At 65.4% G+C, this 25,043-nt stretch carries 25 protein-coding genes; 20 read left to right on the forward strand and 5 right to left on the reverse strand.

What is annotated here, in order from left to right; translation table 11 throughout:
* Positions 1 to 63: 63 nt before the first annotated feature.
* The 4 genes from EIZ45_RS26180 to EIZ45_RS26195 all read right to left on the reverse strand — a co-directional run bounded on the left by EIZ45_RS26180 (position 64) and on the right by EIZ45_RS26195 (position 3,560).
* Positions 64 to 1,293, reverse strand: a complete 1,230-nt coding sequence (locus EIZ45_RS26180; protein ID WP_051729333.1) for an FAD-dependent monooxygenase — start codon at positions 1,291 to 1,293, stop codon at positions 64 to 66.
* Positions 1,290 to 2,435, reverse strand: a complete 1,146-nt coding sequence (locus EIZ45_RS26185; RefSeq protein ID WP_043836227.1) for an MAB_1171c family putative transporter — start codon at positions 2,433 to 2,435, stop codon at positions 1,290 to 1,292. The genes EIZ45_RS26180 and EIZ45_RS26185 overlap by 4 nt, the downstream gene beginning before the upstream one ends.
* Complete coding sequence (locus EIZ45_RS26190; protein WP_037817345.1) at positions 2,432 to 2,986, reverse strand: hypothetical protein; 555 nt, start codon at positions 2,984 to 2,986, stop codon at positions 2,432 to 2,434. The genes EIZ45_RS26185 and EIZ45_RS26190 overlap by 4 nt, the downstream gene beginning before the upstream one ends.
* A gap of 79 nt (positions 2,987 to 3,065) precedes the next feature.
* On the reverse strand, positions 3,066 to 3,560 hold the full coding sequence (locus EIZ45_RS26195; protein ID WP_235146979.1) for a helix-turn-helix domain-containing protein: 495 nt from the start codon (positions 3,558 to 3,560) through the stop codon (positions 3,066 to 3,068).
* Between the two features lie 187 nt (positions 3,561 to 3,747).
* Here EIZ45_RS26195 and EIZ45_RS26200 point away from each other — a divergent pair, with 187 nt between their 5' ends.
* Positions 3,748 to 4,368, forward strand: a complete 621-nt coding sequence (locus tag EIZ45_RS26200; RefSeq protein WP_081685026.1) for a GGDEF domain-containing protein — start codon at positions 3,748 to 3,750, stop codon at positions 4,366 to 4,368.
* A gap of 166 nt (positions 4,369 to 4,534) precedes the next feature.
* Complete coding sequence (locus EIZ45_RS26205) at positions 4,535 to 5,065, forward strand: helix-turn-helix domain-containing protein (RefSeq protein WP_199817963.1); 531 nt, start codon at positions 4,535 to 4,537, stop codon at positions 5,063 to 5,065.
* 147 nt (positions 5,066 to 5,212) lie between these two features.
* Here EIZ45_RS26205 and EIZ45_RS26210 read toward each other — a convergent pair whose 3' ends face one another.
* Positions 5,213 to 5,863, reverse strand: a complete 651-nt coding sequence (locus EIZ45_RS26210; RefSeq protein ID WP_051172788.1) for a prepilin peptidase — start codon at positions 5,861 to 5,863, stop codon at positions 5,213 to 5,215.
* A gap of 307 nt (positions 5,864 to 6,170) precedes the next feature.
* Between EIZ45_RS26210 and EIZ45_RS26215 the strand changes: the two genes are divergently transcribed.
* The 18 genes from EIZ45_RS26215 (at position 6,171) to EIZ45_RS26305 (ending at position 25,023) form a co-directional block, all read left to right on the forward strand.
* Positions 6,171 to 6,728 carry a hypothetical protein gene (locus EIZ45_RS26215; RefSeq protein WP_199817964.1) on the forward strand — a complete coding sequence of 186 codons (558 nt, stop codon included), beginning with the start codon at positions 6,171 to 6,173 and terminating at the stop codon, positions 6,726 to 6,728.
* 1,173 nt (positions 6,729 to 7,901) lie between these two features.
* Positions 7,902 to 8,627: a hypothetical protein gene (locus EIZ45_RS26225; protein WP_037817354.1), complete on the forward strand. Its 726-nt coding sequence runs from the start codon at positions 7,902 to 7,904 to the stop codon at positions 8,625 to 8,627.
* Positions 8,628 to 9,447: 820 nt separating this feature from the next.
* A complete protein-coding gene (locus EIZ45_RS26235; RefSeq protein ID WP_235146977.1) occupies positions 9,448 to 10,923 on the forward strand; it encodes a CpaF family protein in 1,476 nt (491 codons plus the stop codon).
* Positions 10,920 to 11,825, forward strand: a complete 906-nt coding sequence (locus tag EIZ45_RS26240) for a type II secretion system F family protein (protein ID WP_199817965.1) — start codon at positions 10,920 to 10,922, stop codon at positions 11,823 to 11,825. The genes EIZ45_RS26235 and EIZ45_RS26240 overlap by 4 nt, the downstream gene beginning before the upstream one ends.
* Positions 11,822 to 12,715, forward strand: coding sequence for a type II secretion system F family protein (locus EIZ45_RS26245; protein ID WP_037817356.1), 894 nt, complete (start codon positions 11,822 to 11,824; stop codon positions 12,713 to 12,715). Before EIZ45_RS26240 ends, EIZ45_RS26245 begins: the two co-directional genes overlap by 4 nt.
* Positions 12,716 to 12,808: 93 nt before the next feature.
* Positions 12,809 to 12,940, forward strand: a complete 132-nt coding sequence (locus tag EIZ45_RS47405) for a hypothetical protein (RefSeq protein WP_255443401.1) — start codon at positions 12,809 to 12,811, stop codon at positions 12,938 to 12,940.
* A complete protein-coding gene (locus EIZ45_RS26255) occupies positions 12,937 to 13,413 on the forward strand; it encodes a TadE/TadG family type IV pilus assembly protein (protein ID WP_235146976.1) in 477 nt (158 codons plus the stop codon). Before EIZ45_RS47405 ends, EIZ45_RS26255 begins: the two co-directional genes overlap by 4 nt.
* The gene (locus tag EIZ45_RS26260; protein ID WP_078870644.1) at positions 13,410 to 13,880 is read left to right on the forward strand and encodes a TadE family protein; all 471 of its coding nucleotides are present in this window, start codon (positions 13,410 to 13,412) and stop codon (positions 13,878 to 13,880) included. The genes EIZ45_RS26255 and EIZ45_RS26260 overlap by 4 nt, the downstream gene beginning before the upstream one ends.
* Positions 13,880 to 14,326: a hypothetical protein gene (locus EIZ45_RS26265; RefSeq protein WP_051172783.1), complete on the forward strand. Its 447-nt coding sequence runs from the start codon at positions 13,880 to 13,882 to the stop codon at positions 14,324 to 14,326. The genes EIZ45_RS26260 and EIZ45_RS26265 overlap by 1 nt, the downstream gene beginning before the upstream one ends.
* A gap of 36 nt (positions 14,327 to 14,362) precedes the next feature.
* Positions 14,363 to 15,292 (forward strand): hypothetical protein, encoded by a 930-nt coding sequence (locus tag EIZ45_RS26270; protein WP_134662601.1) that lies wholly within the window; start codon positions 14,363 to 14,365, stop codon positions 15,290 to 15,292.
* A gap of 163 nt (positions 15,293 to 15,455) precedes the next feature.
* Positions 15,456 to 15,866: a hypothetical protein gene (locus EIZ45_RS26275; protein ID WP_078870645.1), complete on the forward strand. Its 411-nt coding sequence runs from the start codon at positions 15,456 to 15,458 to the stop codon at positions 15,864 to 15,866.
* 50 nt (positions 15,867 to 15,916) lie between these two features.
* Positions 15,917 to 18,997 (forward strand): BTAD domain-containing putative transcriptional regulator, encoded by a 3,081-nt coding sequence (locus EIZ45_RS26280; protein WP_158242530.1) that lies wholly within the window; start codon positions 15,917 to 15,919, stop codon positions 18,995 to 18,997.
* A gap of 1,853 nt (positions 18,998 to 20,850) precedes the next feature.
* Positions 20,851 to 21,009 carry a hypothetical protein gene (locus EIZ45_RS46220; protein ID WP_158242531.1) on the forward strand — a complete coding sequence of 53 codons (159 nt, stop codon included), beginning with the start codon at positions 20,851 to 20,853 and terminating at the stop codon, positions 21,007 to 21,009.
* A gap of 35 nt (positions 21,010 to 21,044) precedes the next feature.
* Positions 21,045 to 21,800 (forward strand): hypothetical protein, encoded by a 756-nt coding sequence (locus EIZ45_RS26285; RefSeq protein WP_134662600.1) that lies wholly within the window; start codon positions 21,045 to 21,047, stop codon positions 21,798 to 21,800.
* A 157-nt stretch (positions 21,801 to 21,957) separates the two neighbouring features.
* On the forward strand, positions 21,958 to 22,962 hold the full coding sequence (locus tag EIZ45_RS26290) for a DUF932 domain-containing protein (RefSeq protein ID WP_037817361.1): 1,005 nt from the start codon (positions 21,958 to 21,960) through the stop codon (positions 22,960 to 22,962).
* A 130-nt stretch (positions 22,963 to 23,092) separates the two neighbouring features.
* The gene (locus tag EIZ45_RS26295; protein WP_043836101.1) at positions 23,093 to 23,545 is read left to right on the forward strand and encodes a hypothetical protein; all 453 of its coding nucleotides are present in this window, start codon (positions 23,093 to 23,095) and stop codon (positions 23,543 to 23,545) included.
* 245 nt (positions 23,546 to 23,790) lie between these two features.
* The gene (locus tag EIZ45_RS26300; RefSeq protein ID WP_134662599.1) at positions 23,791 to 24,372 is read left to right on the forward strand and encodes a hypothetical protein; all 582 of its coding nucleotides are present in this window, start codon (positions 23,791 to 23,793) and stop codon (positions 24,370 to 24,372) included.
* 75 nt (positions 24,373 to 24,447) lie between these two features.
* Positions 24,448 to 25,023, forward strand: coding sequence for a DUF3560 domain-containing protein (locus tag EIZ45_RS26305; protein WP_043836097.1), 576 nt, complete (start codon positions 24,448 to 24,450; stop codon positions 25,021 to 25,023).
* Positions 25,024 to 25,043: the final 20 nt, after the last annotated feature.

Below are 25,043 nucleotides of genomic sequence, written 5' to 3' on the forward strand. Positions count from 1 at the left end.
AACGGTGAACCGCGCGGAGACGAATGGGCGGCCGTCGGCGTCGCTGATGAACTCGAGCGTCGTTCAGGAACGGTGCGGCGGCGTTTCGACCCGGGTGTCGTCTGGTTGCCTGATGGACTGATTCCAGTCAACGTGGTGGTCAGTGAGCCAGGACGCGGTGTTGCGCGGCCCTTTCTTCAGTTTCCGGGGGAGGACGGCGTCTCGGATCATCCGTTTGACGGGGCCGGGAGTTGCGTTGCCGCCCATGCGAGCACTGGTAGCGACGACCCGTTCGACGCGGGGGCGGCGAATGCGTTCGTAGGCGCTAAAGGCTTGTGCAGCAGGTAGATCGCGCAGACATTGGGCGAGGATGACGCCGTCTTCGATCGCCATGGAGGCGCCGTGGCCGGCATTGGGTGCGGAGACATGGGCGGCATCGCCGATGATGATTGTCGCTCCGGTGTGCCAGGTGGGTGTAGTCGCGATGTCGTAGCCGTTGGCACCGGTGATGCTCCTGTCGCTGGCCCGGACGATGTCGGCAGCTGGTGTCCGGTCGCGTGCGAGGAGTCCGGCGACACGCTGTTGCCATTCCTCGGAGGTGGTGCTGGCGAGTTGTTCTTTGGTGAGTTCGGCGCTGTGGTGGGGGAGGTTGGCGAACCACCAGGTCTGACCGTCCGGTGCGGTGAGGTAGGCGAAGAATACCTTGCGGCCGTAGGTCATCCGAAAGGTGCCGGGTTCGGTCGTGGCCGGAGCGTGGCTCGCGTATCCGCAGACCGTGATGACTCCGGTATAGCGCGGTTTCGGAGCAGCTGGGTCGATGAGCGCGCGAGTGACGGAATGGATGCCGTCCGCTCCGATCAGCAGATCGCCCTCCGCTTCGGTGCCATCGGCGAATTCCGCGGTGACTGGATCGCCGGGTGTGGTGGTCGCGTGGGTGAGGCGTTTGCCGTGGTGGACGGTGACGCCGCGGCGGCTGGCTTCGTCGAGGAGCTCGCGGTAGAGCGTGGACCGTTTGATCATTCGCGGTCCGCGGTCGCCAGCGGACCCGCCGATTGGGGCTTCACCGAGCCGAGTGCCGCGGTGGTTGAAGAATTCAACCTTGCTGGCGGGGAACGAATTTTCGCGCACGACGTCCGCCGCGTCGACGGCGGCGAGAGCGTCGAGTCCGTTGTGCATGATGCTGAGAAACGCGCCGACTCCGTCCGCGCTGGTCGGGTACGCCTCGTAGATTGTCGAGTCGATCCCGGCTTTCTGCAGCGCCATCCCCGTGACGGGCCCGGCGATTCCCCCGCCGATGATCAAGGCCGTGGTCATTTGTCTCCTGTCGAAGTCATGGCAAGCGAGAGGGACACGAGTTCGCGGACATCCGCGTCGAGGCCATCCGCGGTCGCGACGACGACTGGCATCGCGTGGCTCGACCGGGCCGGCTGGCCCGCAGCCCGAGCGGCGAGCGCGTGCTTCAGCGAGCGCGCGAGATCCTCGTAGCGGTGGTTGTCTTCGCGGACGCGAGACGGCAGGTGCGGGCTGATGCGTACCAGGCCGTCGCGGCACTCCACGACACGACGGTAGTAGCGCCGGTGTATGCCGCGGAGCCGGAATACGTCGCGCCAAGGATTCGGGGTGACCCGTCGCAGCTCGTCGTCGGGAAAGTGTTTGTGCAGAATCGTCCACAATGGACCGAGCTGGCGGTAGACGCGACGGTGGCCTGCCCAGACCCGAAGGGCGGTGACGCGCATCGCTGCGGCGGGATAAATGATGCCGGCCAGGAAGATGACCACGCCCGGGAGAAGGAAGACGGCTGCGGCTATCGCGCCGAGAACGGTGGCGGCGGCACCGCTGGTCTCAGCCAGCGCGGAGGGGGACGATGCACCTGCCCAGCGCAGGATGATCTCCGGGATGAACACGCAGTTCGCGACCACGATTGCCGCGAGCCCGACTGAAGCGATTTTCAAGCCGCGCGCGAGCCGTGGGTTGGCTTCGCGAGCGTAGCGGCGTGCCCAGAGGAACGCTGTGGCGAAGCCAAAGGCCAGATACAGGTCCGCAGTGATGGTGAACACCGCGCCCGCGGGCGATGAACTGCTGTGGACGCTGGGAGGGGCGAGTGCCGCCGTGACGACCAAGATGGCTTCGGCCGCGACGAGCGGCACGGCGAAGCGGCGCGCTCGCGGCCACGCCTTGTGCTGTTCGAGAGCAGAGAAGAGGAAGAAGAAAACGAGGCACGTCACCCCAATCAGCAGTGCGCCGTGCTGAATCAGGCGGGACATCATCGGCGGGAGTCCGACCACGGTCGCCTCGCGGTCGGCGGCGAGGCCGAAGGGGAAGGCGATAGCGAGGCAGGCCGCGAGCCCGGTGAGGGCGCGCAGCGGAAGGTTCTGTGGTGTCCGGCTCAGTCGCAAGCCCAGCCAGGCCAGCACCGCGGTGGCGGCGATGCCGTAGGCGAGGACGAGGTAGGTCACAGCCACCCCAGCCGGTCGCTCAACGCGGTTTCTATCCGGTGTGCCGTGTTGCTGCGCGCGGCGGGTGTCCAGACACGGTCGAGGACAGACGCCCATTCCAGGATGATGGTGGCGACGGTTTCTGCCTCGTATTCCTGGACGGTGTCGTAAGAGGTGCGGCGGAGTGCGCGCCGGACCGCGTCCGGTGCAAGGTCGGGGTACTCGGTGCGCAGAGACTCGGTCGACGAGTCCGGGTACAGCTCTGCGAGCAGCGTGTTGTCGGGTTCACCGCTGTCGTGCCCGGCCAGCATGTGGCCAAGTTCGTGCAGGATGATGTGGTCTTGGTGCGGCTTGCTCGTTTCCTGTTGGTAGAAGATGTAATCGGCTGATGCCGCGGAGATCCAGGCTCCGAAGGGGCCGGGGACTGGGATCGGGTGCGCCCGCAACCTGATCGGCTTGCCGCGCTGGATCCCGACACGGCGGCACAGTTCGGCGACATCCAACGGAGGTTGGATGTCGAGGTCGGTCAAGAGCTGCCGGCAGCGACGGCGCAGCTGCCGTTCAGACGTCACCTGCTCCCTCCCTCCAAGCTCAGGACGAGACGGCACCTACGACAACGGTGCCGGACTGTTCCGGAGCCTTCCACCGTGTTCACCCCGTTGGTGATTGACCTCGCTCGGCCTGCTCGTCGCGATAGACCACGTCGAGCAGGTCCATCACCAGACGCCGCCGCTCGGGCGAAAGCGCGTCTGCGCGCATCGCGATCAGCTTGGCCTCGCTTGTGTTCGCGATCGCGGTCAGGCTCTCTTGTGCGGCCTGCAGCTTCTGCAGCTGTTCGTCGACCCGGTCAGTCACCGTGTCGTCGAAGAAGTACGACGCCGGCACGCCGAAGAACGCTGCCAGGGCGTAAAGGTGGCGCAATGTCGGGTTGTCCTTACGCGCCTTGCGCAGGTGCCAGATGTAGCTCCCCGAGATCCCGACGCCCGTGGCGCTGATCTCCGCTGCGACGAAGTCGTTGGTGTACTCCTGGCCGCTGCGCGGTTTCATCGTCGCGAACAGCCGGTTCAATCTCGCGGCAAGGATCTCCGCGAAGTTGTCCGGCAGGCTCGCCGGAAGATGCCCGTCCGGATACGCCGGCGTGGCCATGCGACCTCCAACCCCGACTGCTTTCACTCAGGTGAACACCCGAACGAGTGGTGCTCCTGATGTTGGTTGAACTCGTCCGCGCGACCAGCCTAAACTCGCGGCCATAGTCATTTCAACTCCAGAACAACGGTAGCGAACTCGACGCCTTCACGTCAGTCAAAGCCACTCGTTCGGAGGAAGATCGACAATGGCATCTACCTCGGCGTCCGTTGCTGGGCATGGCCAGTGCTGCTCCGCATGCGGACAGCCGCTCGGCTCGTGGGGCATCGACAAGTACACCGGACTGCTCAACCGGGAAGGGTGGGACGTCCGGGCCATGTCAGCGCTCGGCGGGCTGTTCGATCGTTCCATCGCGCTGCTCATCCTCGACCTTGACCGTTTCAAAGCTGTCAACGACCGATACGGCCACCCCGCCGGCGATGCCGTCCTTCGCGTTGTCGCCGCGACGGTCGCGGCCGCGGTGCGCCGCGAGGACATTGTCGGTCGGTATGGCGGCGACGAATTCATGGCGCTCCTTGTCGGTGCCGACCAGGCGTGTGCGAAGGCGATCGCGGAACGGATCTGCGGGCGAATACGGAGTGCGGTCGTCGAGGTGCTGTCGGCGGATGGCAGCCGGGTGGTCATCAAGGGCCTCGCCGCGTCAGTCGGCGGCGTCGCCCTGAACCTCCGCGGCGGCGTCGACCTTGCAGACCTTTTCCGGCGTGCGGACTCAAACCTGTTGCGCGCAAAGCGGTTCGGCAAGGACCGCGTGCTGATAGCGGGAGACCGCGGCCTGCCGAGAGGCACGTGCTGCGCCAGACTCAGGTAAGAGTTCACCGTGCCTGCGTCTTTTTGACAGTTGAAGATCAGCTCGAAGGGGCCTACGCTCGCTCTATGGACGTTGCGCGTTCTGCGGTCTGATCTCCCTTCCCGGCCGGCTGCACGAACGGGCAAGCCCGTCATCGAATATGCGATCTAGCCGCCGGGAGGAAGCGATGACCGAGCTGTCGAACCGGGCAGGACAAAACCAATTGGTGCGCGGCCGCACCATGCGGTCCTCTGTGAAGCACTGCCGACTGGCTCGCGGTGACGCGAACGCTCCGGCTTGCGTCCCGCACGATGATGCCTGGCGTGAGGGCTGGGAGGCCGAACAGCTGCGCAAGCTGTCGGATGTGAAGCGGCTCTTCAGCGGTGACTGGATGCACGCGGTCATCGTCGCTCTCGCCACCGGGCCAAAACACTACACAGAGCTTCTCGACACGATCAGGACCTTGTCCGACGCAGGACAGGCTCAGGGGCGCCGCCGCACTCTGCATGAAAGCGTCCTCGCGCGCACGCTCAAGACAATGACTGCTGACGGATTGATCATTCGCCGCCAGGAGTCCACGGCGTTCCCGCCTTCTGTGCAGTACTCGTTAAGCCCCGCGACAGCTGAAGCTCTCGACGCGATGATGCCGATGGTCGCTTGGGCGACCAAGCATGCTGACCTCATCCGACGTTCCCGTGAACGACGATGCACAGCCTAGGCGACAGCGAGCGCTGAAGGTCGCAAGGTTCTCCCGCGCTGCAAGAGTCGGTGGCCGACGAGCGGCGGCATGGTCGGGCTCCGTCCCGTGTCAGTCCGAAACCGCATGTCATCGGGCACGCGAGAGCAGGTAAAAGCGTCAAAACAGTCAATGCGCAGTAGGCCAAAACCCGGAAAGCGCGACGCATAACAGAGTTCCAGCTAACAGGAACGGTCCGAGCGGGATATCCCGAATTGCTCCGCGACTCTTCACGATTCTCGCGACTCCAATGGTGATACCTCCGAGGAGCCAGCCCGCCGAGAGGCCGAGCCAGGTCGCTTCCCAGCTGATCCAGCCGAGTGCAGCCCCGAGCAGCCCGGCCAGCTTCAGATCGCCTCCGCCGATCATGCCCGCGGCATACAGGGCTCCGTGGGCCACCAGGGCGATGGCCGCAGCTATGGCTGCCCGAGTCAGGTCGCCTCCGTGCGCGTTGAGGGCAGCGTCCGCCCCCAGTGCGATTCCGAGAACGCCGGTTGCCCCGCCGAGAAGCATGTTCGGCAGCTTGCGCGCGATCAGGTCGACTGTCGCCAGGGGTATGCCGAATCCGCCAAGGCTGCTGTACGCGAGCAATTCCAGGGACTGGCCGAAGCGGTACGCGAGCGCGGCGAACACGACGGCTGTCGCGGCTTCGAGAACACCGTAGGGTGGCGGTCCTGCAGCCGGCTCGGTCGCGGCGGCATATCGGACGACGAACGGGCGCAGAGCCACTGCGAGTGCTGCGCCGACAAGCGCCCAGCCCAGGACCGTAGCGGTCTGCATAAGAATCACATTCTGCGAAAATTCGTCATGTTTGGACTCTGGCGGTTCAGGAGGCGGCCGAATGGTTCGGTACAGGCCATTTCAGCACTACCAGACTTGCTGCTCGACGGTGAGGAATCGCGCCAAAATTTACGCCAAGTAGGTGAATATTGGGCGGAATTGCCATCCCGGCTTCCGGTTGGTGCTTTCACACCTTGCAGTCGGTATGGGATCACGGGGTAGACCTGATCTAGGCACCCATTAACGGTTCGGGTGAGTGGAGTGAGGGGTGGAGTCAGTGGTCTCTACAAGGACGTGCCGGTCAGCAATGACGCTGTCGAGCTTCGTTGTCGCCGTACTGGCGGCTGGATGCAGCTCGGGCTCGCCGTCTGACCCTGCTCCTGCCAGCTCCGCGGATTCCGCTCAGGCGTCTTCGTCGGCGAGCGCACCGCCGGCATCGACATCACCGGCGGACGTCGCGCGCAAGGGTGCGATCTCGGCATATCTGGGGATGTGGAAAGACATGGCCGTCGCGGCAGAGACATCAAACTGGCAGGACGCGCGGTTGGGGCAGCACGCCACTGCCACCGCCCTGACCAACATCACCCGCGGCCTATACGCGGACAAGGCAAACGGCCTGGTTACCAAGGGACAGCCCAAGAATTCACCTACGGTGTCGTCCGTCGAGCCACCCTCGGCCCCGATAAAGGTGATCGTCGCCGACTGCGGCGACGACAGCAACTGGCAGCACTATCGCGCGGACAACGGGCAGTTGGCCAACGACGGCCCTAGCGGGCGCCGGCAGATCAACGCCGTTGTCGAGCGGCAGCAAGACGGCACATGGCGTGTGACCGACTTCGGAATCCACAAGGTCGGATCATGCTGAGGAAAATCGCGCTGATCGCTGGAACGACGGGATCGCTGGTGCTCGCAGGAGCAGCCCCGGCGCTGGCGGGCGGTCCTTGGGGATCGGCGGACTGCCAGCAGACTCCGTCCCCGGCGTGCCAGCTCGGCGCGGGCCAAGGCGGCACCGACGGCGGTCGTGGGCGCGTCCCGTCGGCGCCTGGCAAGAAGCCGAAGCCGCGGGGTGGCAACCAGGGCGACGACCGGCCGGATGCCGGGGACCGCGTCATCGGACCGAGCGATAAGACCGCTGACTGCGGATACCAGCGTTCGGATTACCAGCCCCCGGCAGGAGGAACCATCACGGCCGCGTACCGGCCATCCACCCATGACCGAGGCACTGAGGTTCAGCCCGCAGTCTTCCGCCCGGCGAGCCTACGGACTGCACCGTTGGCGCTCACCGTCGCGCGGTCTTGGCCGGCGCAAGCACAGCCGGGTCAGGGGCCAGGCGCGTGGTACCTGTACAAGTGCTCCGGTCCTGGTTTCTCAGACGCGTTGTACCGGACGCCGATCTGGATTCCCGACGGACGAGCACCTGCACCTGGGCCGGTGCCGCCGCCGTCGCCCGCAGAATTGGCGCAGGCGGCGCGCAGCCAGCTTCGGTTGCCGAGCCCGTCGATCGCGGCGAACCCGCGCGGAGACCAACTGGTGACCCTGCCGACGTGGTTGTGGCTGTCGAGCGGTTGGGATCAGCAATCGGCCACGGCCGCTGTCCCCGGCGTCTCAGTGACTGCGATCGCGAAGCCGACTTCGCTCGTGTGGTCCATGGGCGACGGATCGACAGTGACGTGCGAAAACGGCGGGACTCCGTTCCCGGCTGGAGGCGATCCGAAGGCGGCGTCGCCGGATTGCGGGCACACCTACCGGACGTCTTCGGCTGGGCAACCGAACAACGCGTACCCGGTGACAGCCACCGTGCACTGGTCGATCTCATGGTCTGGGGCCGACCAATCCGGAACCTTTCCTGACATGACGACTGCAGCCAATGCGGCGTTCCGGGTAGCGGAAAGCCAGGCGCTGAACACCGGCAGACGGTGATTCGCATGGGGCGCAGCCCCTGCGCTGACAACCACAGAACTCAATCCGTGTAGCCACCGCGCAGCAGACGGCGTCGCGGCGCGGTGGCCCATGCCCGAAACCAGAAGGGAGGCTGGCCATGAGCACGTCCGTCTCGACCCACCCGGACACCGCTGACAGGGCGACCGCGCCGCCGGACGCCTGGGCACAGCGAAGCGGCAAACAGGAGCCGCCGTCGCGCTGGAAGACCGTTCGCCCCTCACGCCGGGTTCCGTACCTGCTGCTCGGCGTCGTACTAGTGATTGCTTGCGCAGCGGCGGCGGTGATCGTGTCCATGCAGCTTGATAACCGCCAGCCGGTCCTGGTGTTGGCTCGTCCGGTGACCGTTGGTCATCTATTGTCCGGACAGGACTTCCGGCAGCTGTCCGTTTCCTCCGATGTCGGACTCGACGCGGTACCGGCCGCAGAATCGTCCACTGTGGTCGGCCGCCCGGTGGCGTTCAGCTTGCCTGCTGGAGCGCTGCTGACCCGTGGTTCGCTGGGGCCGCCCGCGATCCCGGTTGCCGGCCAGGCGGTCGCCGCAGTGGCGCTGAAGGCCGGGCAGTTCCCGCCAGCGCTCGCACCCGGTGCGCGGGTCGCTGTACTGGTGTCACCTGGTGCAGCTGCGACAGGGACGCCGAGCACCGCCGGGCAGGTCGCGCCCCCGCTCGCGCAGTGGACTGCGACGGTGAGCGACGTCTGCGCTGGAGCGGACCAGCAAAGCACGGTCGTGTCGTTGCAACTGCCGGAGGCGAACGCACGCCAGCTCGCTGCAGCTCCGGCGGGTCAGATCAGTCTCGTCGCGTTGAGCGGAGGCGGCGGCTGATGTTGATTGCGCTGTGTTCCCTGAAGGGATCGCCTGGGGTGACGACTACCGCTCTCGCGTTGGCAGCGCGGTGGCCGGCCGAGCAGACCCCGGTCGTAGTCGAGTGCGATCCTGCAGGCGGTGACCTGGCTGCGCGGTTCCGATTGCCCTCGACGCCGGGGCTGGTGAGCTTGGCTGCCGCGGCACGCAAGAGCATGGAAGCATCGGTCCTGTGGCAGCACGTCCAACGGCTACCCGCTGGCCTAACAGTTGTCGCCGGTCCGGTTGGGGCGGAGCAAGCTCGCGCTGCCTTAGGCATTCTGGCACCGCGGGGAACATCGGTCTTGCGCGCTGCGGGCGATCAGCCAGGCGTGGTGGTCCTGGCCGACTGTGGCCGAGTAGACCCGGGTTCGACGACGCTGCCGATCATCCGAGCTGCAGATGCGATGGTGCTTTTTGCCCATGCCCGCGACGACGAGCTGTCTCATGTCGCTAGCAAGATCCGGACCGCCGCAACCTGGAATCCACGACCAGGCTTTGTACTGGTCGGTGACGGCTACCCCACGACCGAGGTCGAGCACGAACTCCACATCGGGGTCTTGGACAGGATTCCCCACGATCCCAAGGGAGCCGCAGTGCTGTGCGGGTACCGCCGAAGCGGGCCGAGTCCCGACCACTCAGCACTGGGGCGTGCGGCATTGCGGCTAGCGAGTGGGCTCGGCTTCATGCACCGTCCGCATGGCGCGCCGAGCGCGTCACCTCGGGTCGGCGGGCATCTGGCCGCCGCAGCACCAGCAAATCAGCCCGATGTGCCAGTCGGCACGCCGCAGCCTCCGCAGCAATGGCAGTCGTCGGCGGACGGGACGCGCCCATGACCTCGCCACACATCCAACCCGGCCAGCGTGCTTCCCGTAACGGTGCGGTCATGCGACCAGATCTGGCACCGTCCACGTCCTCCGTTCCAGGGCCAGCGAGTGTTCCCGGCGTCGATCCTCACGTGGCCGCGGCAATGGAGCGGCTGCGTGTTCGTCTTCGCCGCGAATTGTCTCAGCAGTTGTCCTCGCGCATCCAGGCTGACGACGATGCCGGCCGACCCGCGCTGGAAGCGGGCGAACGGCGCCGGATGGCTCAAGCGATTCTTGCTGATGCCGCAGAAAAGCAAGCGCAGCACGAACTCGACACCGGTGGAGCAGTGGTGCCGCAGGACGTCGAGCGTCGCGTTCTTTCCGCCGTGTTGGACGAGATTTTCGGCATGGCCGGCCTCGAGCCGCTGCTCGCCAACCCGGACATCGAGAACGTCAACATCAACGGAGACCGGGTATTCGTCCGCTACGCCTCGGGCAGGCGGGAACGCCTGGCTCCGATTACCGGCTCGGATGCCGAACTCGTAGAGCTGATCCGCGACCTCGCCGCACGCTCCGGCGTGGAGGAACGGCGCTTCGACCGCGGCAGTCCGATCGTCAACTTCTCCCTGCCTGGCGGGGAACGCGCGTCGGCAGTGATGGCAGTGACCGCCAGGCCGTCGCTGTCGATCCGGCACCATCGGTTCGCCCGGGTGACGTTGCGGGAACTGAGGGAGAACGGAACGCTCGACCTGGCGCTGGAGAACTTTCTCGGCGCGATGGTGCGGGCTCGCAAGAACGTACTCGTGACCGGTGGCGTCGCGATTGGCAAGACGACCCTCCTGAGGGCGCTGGCCTCGGCGATCCCGCCGCACGAGCGTCTGGTCACCATCGAGGATGTCTTCGAACTGGGGCTGGATCACGATCCCGGCCACCCGGATGTGGTCGCGATGCAGGCCCGCGAAGCCAACGTCGAAGGCCAGGGCGAGATTTCACAGTCCGAGCTGGTGTGGCAGTCGTTGCGGATGAGCCCGGACCGGGTCATCGTCGGCGAGGTCCGCGGGCCGGTCGTCATCCCCCTCACCAACGCCATGTCCATGGGCAACGACGGCTCGATGGGCACGCTCCATTCGTCCCTGTCCAGTGGTGTGTTCACGAAACTCGCCGCCTACGCGGTCCAAGGGCCTGAACGCCTGTCGCTGGAAGCCACGAACCTGTTGGTCGCTTCTGCGCTGCATTTCGTGGTCCACCTGGAGAAACCGCGAGGTGCGGACAGCAAACGAGTCGTGTCCTCGATCCGCGAAGTCGTCGGCGCGGACGGCACTCAAGTGATCTCGAACGAGGTGTGGCGTCCAGCAGTTGACCTCCGCGCGATTCCGGGTGTCCCGCTGCGCACGGCCACAGTCGATGAGCTCATCGACGCGGGCTTCGACCCGGATCTGCTGGACCGGGCGGAAGGGTGGTGGAAGCCGTGAACACCACCACCGCGCTGATGGGGCTGCTCGGCACTGGTGTCGGACTCGGCCTGCTGCTGATTGCGGCCGGCTGGCGGGGCATCACCATGCGCTGGCCCCGGTGGGGTGGACGCAACAGCGGAGAGACCGGACGCGATCCACTCCGGGCGCGGTGGCTGCTCGCGGCCGGGGCCGCGGGCATCATGGTCGCCATTGGCACAGGATGGCTCGTCGGCGGCGTCCTTGCGGCGATGGCGACCTGGGGCCTGCCGCGTGTGCTCGGCTCGAACAAGCAGCACGCCCGAGCTGTGGCGCGCATCGAAGCGATCGCTTCGTGGAGCGAGATGTTGCGCGACACTCTCGCCGCGGCGGCAGGGTTGGAGCAAGCCATAGTCGCCACCGCAGAAACCGTGCCCGAGGCGATTCGCCCGGAGATTCACGAGCTGACGTTCCGCCTCGAACGCGGCGACCGGCTCGCTCGCAGCCTCCGGCACCTGGCCGACCAGCTCGCCGATCCGACGGCGGACTTGCTCATCAGTGCTCTCGTTCTGGCCTCCGAGAAGCAAGCTCGCCAGCTGGCCGAGCTGCTCGGCGAACTCGCGACCGAGACCCGTGAGCAGGTGTCCATGCGGCTGCGGGTCGAAGCCGGCCGCGCTCGCACCCGGACCAGCGTCCGGATGATCGTCGGCGTCACGATGGCATTCGCCACGGGGCTGACCGTGCTCAACCGCGGCTACCTCGCTCCCTTCGACTCCGCTCTCGGACAGATCGTGCTCGCCGTGGTCGGAGCGCTATTCACCTTGTCCTTCCTGTGGCTCGCACGCATGGCTCGTTACCAAACCCCAGACCGATTCCTGACCGGCCTAGACGCACTGCACAGCCACGACGGAGCAACGGCGTCTGCCGAGGAGGTGCAAGCATGATCACCGCGCTGGTAATCGGTGTTGGGTTCGGGCTGGGCATTTGGGCCATCTTCGTGTGGGCAGTGCCGCCGCGCCCCGGACTGGCCTCGCTACTGAGGCAACTTGATAACACGCCAGCGCCACCACCGATCACGCCGCAGGAACGGCCCGGATGGGCGGCCACGCTGGGGAAGCCGTTCGTCAGGCTGCTGACCGCACTCGGTCTGCCCAGCCCCAGCCTGCGCAGAGACCTCGCTATCACCGGTAAACCCGTTCCCTCCCACTTGGCCGACAAAGCAGCACTCGCGATCGCAGGACTGCTTCTGCCGACCCTCGTCTCGATCGCAGTAGCCCTGCTGGGTATGCCCTTGGCCTGGGAGGCATCGCTGATCGCGAGCCTGCTCGTAGCGTTCATGGGCTTTCTGCTGCCGGACATCACGGTTCGGCGCGATGCCGCCCGTCGTCGTGCTGACTTCCGTCTCGCGCTGAGCGCCTATCTCAACCTGATCCGGGTCACCCTCGCCGGAGGTGCTGGAGTGGAAGGCGCGCTCACCGATGCCGCCACAGTCGGACGTGGCCGCTCGTTCAACCAGATCCGACGTGCGCTGACCATCGCGAAGGTCACACGCGTTACTCCGTGGGCCACTCTTCGTGCGCTCGGCGATGAACTCGATGTCCGCGAACTCGCCGAGCTCTCCTCCTCGGTCAGCCTTGCGGGCACTGAGGGCGCCCGCGTCCGCGCGTCCCTGCAGGCGAAGGCTTCCGCTTTGCGGACACGGGAGCTCACCGATGCCGAAGGCGATGCTCAAGCCGCTACGGAACGGATGAGCTTGCCCGTGATCGTGCTGTTCATCGGGTTCTTGTTGTTCATCGGCTACCCGGCTGTGGCCGCAGTGCTAGGAGGATTCTGACTTATCTATCCACAGTGGACATTTCATGAGAGGAAAATGATGTTAACGCCCATTATTCTGTTGTGGACATTCACCAAGGAGCACGTGCGGCGCTTGCGCGAGGATGAAGGCGGATACACCACTGAAACCGTACTCGTCACTGCCGCGCTCGTCGCGCTGGCCTTGGTCGTGATCGCGCTGCTGGTGAAAGTGGTCACCGACAAGGCCAACAGCATCCACATGTGAACTCGACGATGGCTATCGATGGTTCCGGCTCTCCGGTCGCGACGACGCCTTCGACGCCGCGACTGGTGTCGCGCGCAGGCTTGCGTCGACTCATGGCGGACGAACGAGGCGCGGCCACGGCAGAACTCGTGCTCGCGACACCTTTATTGCTGCTGCTCATCATGTCGATCGCGCAGTTCGCGTTATGGATGCACGCGTCCCACGTCGCCCAGGCTGCCGCATCTCAAGCGCTGTCGGCCACACGCGTGCAAGGCGGTACCGCCGCGCGCGGACAGAACGCAGCCGATCAGATCCTTCAGCAGTTGGGCCGCGGCCCGCTGCGTGATCCGCACGTCACCGTAATCCGTAGCCCGGAGCGAGCGTCCGTGCACGTGGAAGGTGCCGTGATCCAAGTCCTTCCCTTCTTGACGCTGATGGCCGACGGCGACGCGGCTGGACCGGTCGAACGATTCCGCAGCGGAGCACAGCCGTGAGCGCTCAGAAGAACCGATATGGACAGTGGTGGCGTTCGCTACGCGACGACGAGCGAGGATCGGCCACTGCAGAACTGGTACTGCTTACTCCGGCTTTGATCATAATGCTGCTGTTCGTCGTCTTCTGCGGACGATTGGCAGACGCCAACCTTCGGCTCGAAGACGCCGCACATCAAGCAGCACGCGCCGCGTCTCTCGCCCGCAGCATGACAAACGCGCAGAACGACGCGCGCAACACCGCGTCCGCGGCCCTGGCCAACGCCGGAATCACCTGTCAGGGCCTGGCTGTCACCGTCAATACGGCGGGATTCCGGCCAGGTGCCGTTGCCAGCGTGGAAGTCAGGTGCACGGTGGGACTGTCGGACCTTGCACTTCTCGGCGTGCCGGGAAGTGTCCGGATTTCCGCGTCGTTCTCGTCCCCTGTGGACACATACCGTGGCGTCGCAGCGAACGCAGGGGGTTCCTGATGCTTGCCACATTGCCGGCGTGGCTGCGGCGACTGCGCGAGGACGAAGACGGACGAGTCACCGCGTTCGTCGTCGTGCTGGTTACGGCGGTCATCGCCTTCAGCGGCTTGGTGTTGGACGGCGGTCTGGCCCTGGCAAGCAAAATTCGAGCGATCGGTGAGGCCCAAGAAGCTGCCCGCGCCGGAGCGCAAGCCATCGATTTGTCTGCCTATCGCTCCAATGGCACCTTGCGCCTGGTTCCCGGCCAAGCAACCGCTCTGGCGCACCAGTACCTCGCCGCTACCGGCCACGGCGGCAGTGTGTCCGTCGCTGACAACACCGTCACAGTGACCGTCACCGTCAGCCAATCGACTCAACTGCTCGGGTTCGTGGGAATCGGCTCGATCACAGTCACAGGGATTGGACAGGCCCGGCCACAGCGAGGGATATCCGACACCTCCGGCTAGCCAGCGAATTCTGATGCGGTCGAAAGGAAACCTCCGATGAAACAACAGAACCAATGCGCTACGCCGACACCAGTGCGCGCGGCTACGTTCCCGGACGGACCCGACGCGATTCTGCTGAACCCCGATGTCGCGCCGTCGCGATGGCGTCGCGAGCGTATGTGTGCGGCACTGCGCCCGTGGGTGGTAGTCGGCGTGCTGGGCGGTATCGCGGGGACGGTCGTTGCGGTGACAGCGGAGGTGGGAGTCGCTGTGATCTGCGTTGGTGGCCTGGTCGTGGGGTTTAGTGCGATCGTCGGCTGGGAGCGCGCCGCAGGGCTGCTCGCCGAGCACGGACATCATGACGCATCGTCGTGCCGACTGGAAGTCCGGCGGGGAGAGTTTTTCGTCCGCCGACGCGATCTCATTGGCCTCGGTGCCGATACTGCGGTACGGGCACTGATCGCAGGCGTGGACGAACTCCACCGCAGCCCGGCTCGTGCTTGGCTCGGCCCCGCCGTTCCGCGCGAGGTGCACCGCATCGTCTGGCAGGCACTGGAATTGCTGGACCACACTCGTACGGCCCGGCGCGTGGCCGACGAACTCGCCGCCGACCCCGACTACGCGGCCAGCGAGCTGGCCGCCGATGCCCGTGCGGCGATCGCCGAGGTCGACGACGCCCTCGGCGAGGTCGCGCAGCATGTGGACTGCTGCATCGCGCTTGTCAGGGCCTGGGAAGGGAAACTCCGCCACGTCGAGCTGGCCGCCCGCGCAGAGGCTGCCCTCGCAGTGCTGCCCGGCCGTGGCGATGTCCGTCGGCTCCCGCAGGCGGCGGAAGCGTTGCCGCAGACAGTGTTCGCCTACATCACGGCCGCCCGCGACACGGTCGATGCCGGAGAGTTTCCATGGGAACAACCGGCATCGTTCTGGTCTAACAGCGTGGCGTCGCAGCGACTTGCTGCGGGCACGGCATCGGCCCAGGGCCGGTGAGCGCGTTGCTGGGGAGAGCCCAATGAGAGAAGGGCCCGCAGTGACCTGTCCTGGACCAGGAGCGCGCGACAGCAGCCCCTTGGTATCGACCGCCAGCGAGGTTGTCGACATGTCGTACTGGTCAAGCCAGGAAGTACGGCGCGTCAACGGAGAGGGGAGGAAAATGGCCACCAGCGAGGAGATCGAGCGCCGCGTCGTGGAAGCTGATTCTGCTCGTAGCGCAAGGCGTGCAGCCACAGCGAAACGGATCGGAGACCTGGCGCAGCGGCGAGCCGGCGTCGCCGACCAGCTGAACGAAATCGAAAGAGAACTCGGCGAAACCCTGGCCGCCGCCAACGACGTTATTGGCATCGATGAACTTGCGCAGTTCACTGATGTGCCGGCCGCGGATCTGGCTCAATGGTTCGATGGCCGGAAGCCATCCCGCGCCAAACGGAAGCGATCGACTGCCGGCGCGGCGGCTGCGAAGACAGGCACCGACCACCGGCCGGCTTCCACGAAGACGCCAGCGACCCGTCAAGAGGTGGCAGTACCTAGCGCCAGTTCGGTGGGCACGTCTGCAACGGTGACCTGACCTTCGCGCCGTCCTGACATCGCCCGCACCACCAAGGAATCGAGCACGTCATGACCGCAACATCAGACCTGGCGCAGCGGCAAACGGACCGATCGTTCAGCACTGGTCCTTGCTATTGGTCGCTCCTCGCCGCCGTAGCTCGGGTGCTCCGGCGTGTGATGCGCGCCCTGTTCGCGGTCGTCGTCCTGCTTGCTCTGATGGTCGGCCTGCCCGCAGCCTTGGTTCATTTCATCGGATGGCCATTGCCTGACCACATCCCTGCCTGGGACGAGATCCGGAGCATCCTGCTAACACCGATGTCACCACAGTTCCTGCTCGACGTCCTGGCCTGTGCGCTGTGGCCCTTGTGGGCCCGGTTCGCGTTCGACGTGCTGGCCGTAATCTTGCACACAGCGCACTCCACGCCCTGGCACCGTTCAGCGCACGACGTCCGCCATGGCCCGCTACGCACAGCAGCGGGCGTGCTCGTCGGAGCGATCGTGTTCTCCGTCCTCAGCAGTCGGACACCCACCTCGGTCACGCCGACCCAGGCTGCCACGACCGCGCTTTCCGCAGGCGGACACACGACAATCGCCACGGCGCTCCACCACGTCGAAACGTCGACGGAGGCGACCGTGGCCGAGGATGGGCCGGGGATCGTCACCGCTGCAGTGCACACTCGAGCCGCCACGGCGACCCCGCGGGGCCTGGAAACCGTGCGGTCACCTGAGCACGGGGTGCACGACAGCCTCTGGCGGGTCGCGCAACGTTGCCTCGGTGACGGCAATCGCTGGCCGGAGATCTGGAAGCTGAACCGAGGTACCACGCAGACCGACGGGACGGTATTCACCACACCGAGTCTCATCCGACCAGGTTGGCAACTACGGCTGCCCGTGCTGGCACCCAGCTCTCCCGCGTCGCCACCTGTCGTAGCACCCCCAGCTCCGTACGTCCCGCCACAGGCGTCTGGCCCCGACAAGCAACCCAACACGCAGGCGCCGTCAAAGCAACAATCGTCCGCTCCCGGGACCCCAGCCGAAGCCGTTCCTCCCACTGCGACAGCGAGTCCTGCCCTCGGCATCTCGCTGTCTACCGGTGCGTTCGTCGGCCTGGGTCTTGCCGCGCTCATCACCGTCGCAATGATCAGCGTGCGCCTGCGCCGCCGCAGCCGTTACCGGCCCGGCACCGTGGAAACCGACGATCCGGGCGTGGCCCCGGTCGTACGTGCTCTGCGGATCGCGCACGACTCCGTAAGGTTGCCCCACGACGAAGAGGCGACCTCTCCCGCCTCGCAGGATATGAGGCCGGCTGACCTCGATACGCGCGCCCGCGCCCAAGCCACCGCCCGCGCACTGCTGTCCACGCAAGAGACGACCGCGGTCGGCCTCCGCGAGGGACAGACCGTCGCGCTCGATCTCGCCCGCAGTAACGGTCTTGGGCTCATCGGCCCCGGTGCCTACGCCGCTGCACGTGCGCTGATCGTCGCCCTGCTCGCGCAGCCCGCGAACGACGGCCAAGGTGCCATCGTGGTCATTCCAGCCGCTGACGCCGAAGCTGTGCTCGGAACCGACCTATCGCGACGAGTGCCTGCGCGGCTCCGCATCGTCGACGACCTGCCGGCCGCTCTGTCAGTCTTGGAAGCAGAACTCCTGACACGCGTCCGTGACGAGGACGAAGCCGACCAGGAGCTTGCGCCGCGCACCTACGACAGCCCCGTGCATGCGGTGCTGGTCGCATCGCCAACGCCAGACACCGGCCGGCGAATGCAAGCCATCCTCGACAACGGCGCAGGTTTCGGCCTGGCTGGCGTGCTGCTCGGCCAATGGCACCCCGGCGGCACCGCCCGGGTCCGAGATGACGGCACGATCGGAGCGACCAGCCCGAGCCTGACCGATGCCCTGGCCGGCACCCGCTTATTCACCCTGCCCGGAACCGACACCGCTGAGCTGCTCGCGTTGCTCCATGCCGCAGAACCCGCTGGCTTCGACCAGCCCGCGACCAAGAGCACCTCAGTTTCCCAGACCGAAGACGATCCCCGGCGCAATGAACGAACTGCAGCTACTCGCGCGGCCAGCGCGGACAGCCGGGAGCACTGCACCAAGTATGAGTTCGTCACCGCGGAGTCACACGAACCCGCGCCCGAAACCCCGCCAGCGCGTGTCGTGATCGACGTTCCCTCCCCGGCCCGCACTGCCACGCACGAACTCACAGACCTTCAGCCCAAGGGCGAACCACAACCCGCGCCGCACGCAGTGAGCACAGCGCAGCAAGTCGAAACGTCGGAGGGCGGCGAGCGTGCCACGTCAGGGGGCGACGATCGCCTGATGCCGCGGACACCGGCCTCCGTCTCCGTCCAGCCGAGGGCTTGCGAGGCCGCGCCGCTGCGCCTGCAGGTGCTCGGCCGACTGCATTTGACTCGCACCGAACCGGATCCCACCGACCTCATCGAATCTCTCGCGCCGCGCCAGCGCGAGATCCTGGTCTATCTCGCGTTGCACCCCGAGGGCAGCCGTCGCGAAGTGCTCACCGCGGCACTCTGGCCTAACGCACCAGGCGACCGCCCCTACAACTCGTTCCATGCAACCCTTTCCCAGCTGCGTCGCGGACTGCGCACAGCCACACGGAACGAGATCGCCAACATCACCGTCAATGACGACGGGCACTACGCGCTCGACCGCTCCGTAGTCACGGTGGATCTCTGGCAACTGCTCGACGCGTTAGCGATACGTCGCCACGCAGCCACCGAGGGCGAGGCCCTCACGGCGCTGCGACGCGTGGCCGAGTTGTACAGGGGCGACCTTGCTGACAGCATTTCCGCAGACTGGATTGACGGTCCCCGCGAAGCACTCCGCAGGGACGTCCTCGATGCCCTCAGCGCTCTGATCCGCAGGATCGGCGACGGCGACCCCGATCAGACGCTCGTCTTGCTTGAACAGGCCCGAAATCTCGACCCCTACAACGAGGCCATCTACCGCGACCTCATGCGGACCCAGGCCCGGCTCGGACAGTACGACAGCATTCAGCGCACGCTGAGTCTCTTGACCACCTCGTTAGCGACGCTGGACCAGCACCCCGCCCGCGACACCGTCGGACTCGCCGACTCCCTCCTTCGGCTTCACAGCAGCCAGCTACGGGACCGGAAGGCGAGCTGAGCAGCAGATCCTGATCTAGTCCCGCGGCCAAACATTGGTTAGCCGGTCCTCGGCGCCACAGCGACGCCGCTGCACACGCTTAATCAGCTCGCTGTGCTTCTCCGCCCATCTGACCGGATCTTCCAGCCTCGAGAGCAGCTCTTCAGCGACTGCGTTGAGTACAACGCCACCGGCGGAAACAATCTGCGCCTACCCTGGGGTGCGACTGACATTTCTCGTGGTTGCGTGCGGGCTCGCGGTTTTGAAAGCCGACGAATCAGCGTAAGCTGCGAACGGGGTTGCCACCGCCTCTTATGTTCGACACTGTCGGAGCCGTTTACGTTAAGCCCCTCTCGGCTTGGCGTTCGGTAGGTTTCTACGCATGCTAGGCGAGATCGCGTAACTCATGTGAGCATGCAGTGCGTGCCGCGCTGGGGCGAACGTTGACTGCCTGTCCCACTTCCTCTCCGCCTTCTTCTCTGGTTTCTCTTCCGGGGTCTCGCTAGAGAAGAAGGGGGAGCTTCGTCACTTGTTGCAGGTTGGTCGCTCGATGCGCCTGCCACCGTGGCTCCAGACTTCGGTGCCGGCAGGCACATGAACAGTCGGCTTGGGTGGCGTGTTGGCCGTCTGATGCTCGCATTGCCTCCGTTCGCGCGTTCTGTTCTGTTGTGGGTAACTTTCCCTATATCATTAGGCTCCTTCATAGTTCTTCCTCTCATTTTTCTTCTTGGTCTTCAACTATCATGCGGCGGTTCCTGTCTATTTCTTGCGGTCAAGACAAAGTCTAACGATGCGAAAAACATGAGTCGCAGGCATTGACAACCACGTGGGCGGCGTAGTGGCAAGCGGCTCGAGTCGGAAACCGCGAGATTATTAAAAGAATTCTTGCAGACCGCCAAGGCCTGTCGCGGGCGCGGGTGCTGGGTGCCGCTGTGCGGGTGGCGGGCGCGGGTGCTGGGTGCCGCTGTGCGGGTCGCGGGCGCGGGTGCTGGGTGCCGCTGTGCGGGTCGCGGGCGCGGGTGCTGGGTGCCGCTGCGCGATCTTCTCTTCCTATGCGTCTTCCCAGCTCAAGGGCTTGGCCAGCCCTGAACAGCAAGGCCGACGCCGAAGGTAACGGCGAGATAACGGAACCCGGCTGAAGATTGAAAGTGTCTAGGCAGTGTGTCAACCTAGACATGTAGCCGAGACAGATTGAAGGGGATGAGGCAGAGAAGGGCGTGAGGACCGGGGCACGGCGTCCCGCGAGCGATCTCCTTCCTTTCTTTTCCTCAAAGGTTTGGTCTTTATGAAATATAAGACCCGCACAGCGCGGGCAGCGGCTTGGGCCGCGCGGACAGCAGCGAAACCGTGCAGGGCAGTAGTGGGGAACGACGCGTAGCCAAACGCGCATTTCTAGTCTGAGATGCGTAGTAACTGCGCTTGCAGCCCCGTTATGTGAATCCCTTGCTATAGAGCGGAGTAGCGCGCATAAAAGGCATGCCTGCCAGAGGTGTGTCCCCAAGATAACTACATGGTGGTCTAGCACCGACAAACGTCACAACGTGTGGGCGTCCGGATTGTGTAAAGCGGTTGCCGACATTGAACGGCCCTCTCAAGCGCGTCGCGCTTTTGCTGTTCATAGCACGCTATGTCTTACGGGCATGGTTCCCTGCGTTGTGCCCTAGACATAACGGCTTTCCCTTTTGGGGAGGTTCGGGGAATGCGCTACCGGTCGACCGGGCCCTATCGCTTGTGATTTCGCATCGCACGGACATAGAAGATGATCCCCTTTGCGCGAATCGCATCCGACGTGTCCACATTTCGGCCCGTACCAGTTCGCAACTGGCCTGAACCGCCAAACAACCTGCAACTACAACACCATTGGAGGTTCTGTCATGACGCGTAAAGACTTCAAAGAAATTGCTGATTCCGTACGCAGGGAAGTTGTCGTCGACGACGAACGAAAAGCGCTCGCCGACGCCTTGTGCGCGTACTTCAAATCGGTAAACCCCCGATTCGACCGAGACCGCTTCTTTGCCGCATGCGGTCTGTGACCCGCACTAATCCGCGCCCACTGGGAGTGTCAATCATGAACAACCCTGAAATTTCATTTTCCGAAGATGCGAATCTGTATTTCGGGCATAACTTTCGCTATGGGACATGGGACGGTGAAGACTGCGCCCGAGATAATGACTGGTCCGGATTCGGATTCGTGCTCGGATCGGGTGGTGATCCGCTGCCAATTCCCGGCGACTACCTCACCGGGCACCAGTGCGCCCACCTGGCGGACGTGTCCAACGGGCACGCGGCGGTGCGACTCATGGAGGAAGCGGCACCCGGGAAAGCGGCTGAGTGGAACGGCCTTCTTGCCTACGACTACGGCGATTCCACCGCATGTGAGGCAGCCGACCGTATCGGTGCCGCTCTCGCCGGATACCCGCTGCTCGACGACGAAGACCTGTCCGAGCGGGAATCCGAGAATGCCGCGCGCGTGCTGGTCGACTGCTACGACGTGCCCGAGGAAATCGCGGCGGAGGTCGTTTCGGCGCTGAGCGATGACGGACAGACCTTGTGCACCGACTGCCACGGCTGGAATATCGACCACATCATGTACGAGCTGGGATATCGGCAATGCGCCGAGTGTGGCAAGTGGCTCGAAAGCGCTTGTGATGAGCCACTGCACTACGACTGCGCCGAATGCTACGCGGAAGACAGTTGCGAATGCGTTTCGGTCATGGTCGACGGATATCGGCACGGCAATCACATCGTAACTATGTCGGACGTTCGCGAAACATTGCGTGGCTGCGAACGCTGTTACCCCGTTGTCCACCCCAACGGCAAATGAGCCTGACCGTGCGTGATCTTGCCGAATTGATGCAATCTCATTGTCGTAACTAGTCGCAACCGTGTTGTGGGGTTTCGGTGCCGCGCGCGTTCGCGTGCGGACGCCGTGACCGCGCAACGGTTTCCTTATCGCCTCCGATAACGAAAGTGGGTTAGTCATGTCCAAAGAAACCAGCGAATGGCTCAACAACAACGTGCTGATCGGGTTCACCGACAAGCGCGGGCAGGCGTGGCACTACCGGGCGTCCGCGCAGGGGAGCGAGCCGAACCATTACCCCGGCGCTATCCCGGTCGACGATGTGCAGCGCCGTCTGTTCCACTGGACCGCCGAACCGGAATCGGTGCTCGTCGCGGGCAAGTTCGGCCTTCGCCGCGTGCCCAACAAGCAAGCCATCGCCGCATCGGATACCGGCGACGTCCTCGGAATCTTCGCCGACGGATACACCGTGCACCAGTACCAGGAATGGCTGCTCGACAAGGTCGGCACGATCCTTGACGACGGACTGTCGATCGGTTCCGCGGGCCTGCTGCGCGACCGCCGGCAAGCATGGGTGAGCGTGGAAGTGCCCGAGAACATCACCACCCCGGAAGGTGTGGAGTTCCGGCCGAACCTGGTTGCCTGCACCAGCCACGACGGCAGCCTTGCGACCACCTACAAGCGGACCGTCACCAACGTGGTGTGCGACAACACGATGTCGGCCGGGCTGCGCGAGTACGGCCAACAGTTCAAGGTCAAGCACTCCAAGAACGGCAAGTTCCGCATTGTGGAGGCCCGCGACGCGCTCGCGATGGTCCACACCGTGGCCGAGGAGTTTGCCGCCGAGGTCAAGGCCCTCTGCGAAACGACCGTGACCGACCAGGCATGGCACGCCTTCCTGGACGCACATACACCGATGCCCGAGGAGAAAGGACGTGCCCGCACCACTGCGACGAACGAACGGGCCGCGCTCAACCGATTGTGGAACACCGACAACCGGGTCAGCCCGTGGCGCGGTACCGCGTGGGGAGTGGTGCAGGCCATCAACACCTACACCCATCACGAAGCGATCGTGCGCAACGCCTCCCGCGCCGAACGCAACATGTCCCGCGCGGTGGACGGAAAAGCCGACGCGCTCGACCAGGAAACCGTGACGACGCTCGGCAAGGTGCTGGCTTCGGTCTGAAAGGGACCGCCGCCGCTTCGGTGCCCGCGCGGCCACGCGCCGCGCGGGTGCCGTGGCCGCGAGATGGCCACAACCCGCGACCGAACGATTCCGACGCACATGAAACCCAGGCACAGGAAGGAAAACACACATGGACATGCAGGCATTCGCAGCAGCGATGGCGCAAGCGCTCGACGGGACGTGGACGGTCGAACCGGGCCACCACGGTTACGGCGACCGGTACCTCATCGGCCCAGATGGTGAAGAGCTTCACGTGTGCTACTCCGATTGGGAGAAGACACCACGGGTCAGGCTGTCCGCCAGCCTCCCGGCCACACTGGCGACAATCCGGCACTGCCATGGAAACCCGCTGCCATCACACGAAATCACGGTGTCCCCGGCCAAGACACCCGAAACGGTTGCCGCCGAGACTGCCCGGCGGCTGCTGCCCGGCTATCGGGTCACCCTCGCGGAAACCCGCGAGCTGAAACAACGACTCGATGACCAGGCCGCCGCGCGCGACCAGCTCGCGCACGCCATCGCGGCCCCGCTCGGCGCGACTGTCCAAACTCCCGGACCCAGCCCGCTCGGTCACGACCCGTAGGAAGCCATCGTGCGCTATCAGGGGCCGCTGGCCGGCACCGCCACGGTGCCCCGCAACGGCAGGCACGTGGCGTTCGCCTTTTCGGTCGCTTCGGACGACGCCGCCGAGGTCGCCGCGTTCCTCGCGACGTTCCCGCACACCGACCAGCCGGCCGAGCCCGAACCGGAGAGGACACCGACACCGACGGACTCGGAGACGCCGCACTTCAGTCGCAACCAGGTTTCTGCGGGTGCGACAACCTCGGCATGGGGATCTCCATTCCGGTGTCCCGGCCCAGCGTCTACCGGTGCAGCACGTGTCTGGACTGCATCAACGCGCTGGCCCCGCGCTGGACACCCGGTATGACCGACTGCGACGCCTACGACGCCCGTACCGACGCGATCGGCGAGATGGACGCGGACACCCTCCGCAGCGAGGCGGCACCGACCCTGGTGCGACTCACCGCCGCGCGTGACGCATACGCCCGGCTGGCCGACCTGATCGGCGCCACCGCTACACGAGGCCTCGTGAGCGCAATCGTCGACGCCGGAGACCGCGTCATCGACGTCATGGTCACCAACTGGTGGGCCGCGTACCGCTGGCCCGAACACCCCCGCGCCACCGTCCCGGAGCATGAGCGGTTCGCGTTCACCCACGCATGCCCGATCACGGTCAACGGACTCGGCATCGACACCGTCCGCCGCATAACCGAAGGGGACTGCGAGCGCTACACCGTCCGCGACCTCACCGGCAGCAGCATCCGGCCCGACCTTCCTGCCGCCGGCGAGGAACCCACCTACGACACCGCACGAGGCAGCGCGCGCATGGGTTGGGACCAGGGCCACTGACCCGCCCGGGATTCCGGCGGACTGAACAGGACGGCCCGCACCACAGGCGAAACGAAGTGAAGGAGGCACATCACCATGTCCTTGGGAACTCTGACCATCCACCACGACTACGAGTCTGGCACCACCGTCGAGGGAACCACCCGCAACAGTCCCGCGCACCTGGCGCTGAAGGCCCATCCGTCGTGGACCTGGTCTCGCTACTCCACAGCGTGGCTGCTGCGATCCTCTCGGCATCGCCAGTCCAAGCCGTACGCCCTCGCAGACATCGAGCGCGTGCTCACCGAGGCGGGCTACACGGTCGAGCGCGACATTGACGACACGATGCCCAGCGTCGAGCAGCAGGAGACCAATCTCGCCGACCGGATGGACGACCGGGTCGACCGGCTCACTGAGCGCTCTGGGAAGCACCAGACCAAGGCCGACGCCACGCGGGCGAAAGCCGACTACGTTTTCCACAACATCCCGATGGGTCAGCCGCTGCTGGTCGACCACTACAGCTACAAGGCTGACCGCAACCGTCGCGAGCGCGCGTGGAACAACCTCGGCAAATCCATCAAGCAGGGTGAGTACGCCGACGAGTTGGCGCGCCGAGCCGAGACCGCGTCGCACCACATGGGTGCCCGCCACAACCCTGGGATTGACCCGTTTTGACGGACAGGGTCGTTGAGGTG

The organism is Amycolatopsis sp. CFH S0740 (assembly GCF_004522315.1).
GTDB lineage: Bacteria > Actinomycetota > Actinomycetes > Mycobacteriales > Pseudonocardiaceae > Amycolatopsis > Amycolatopsis nivea.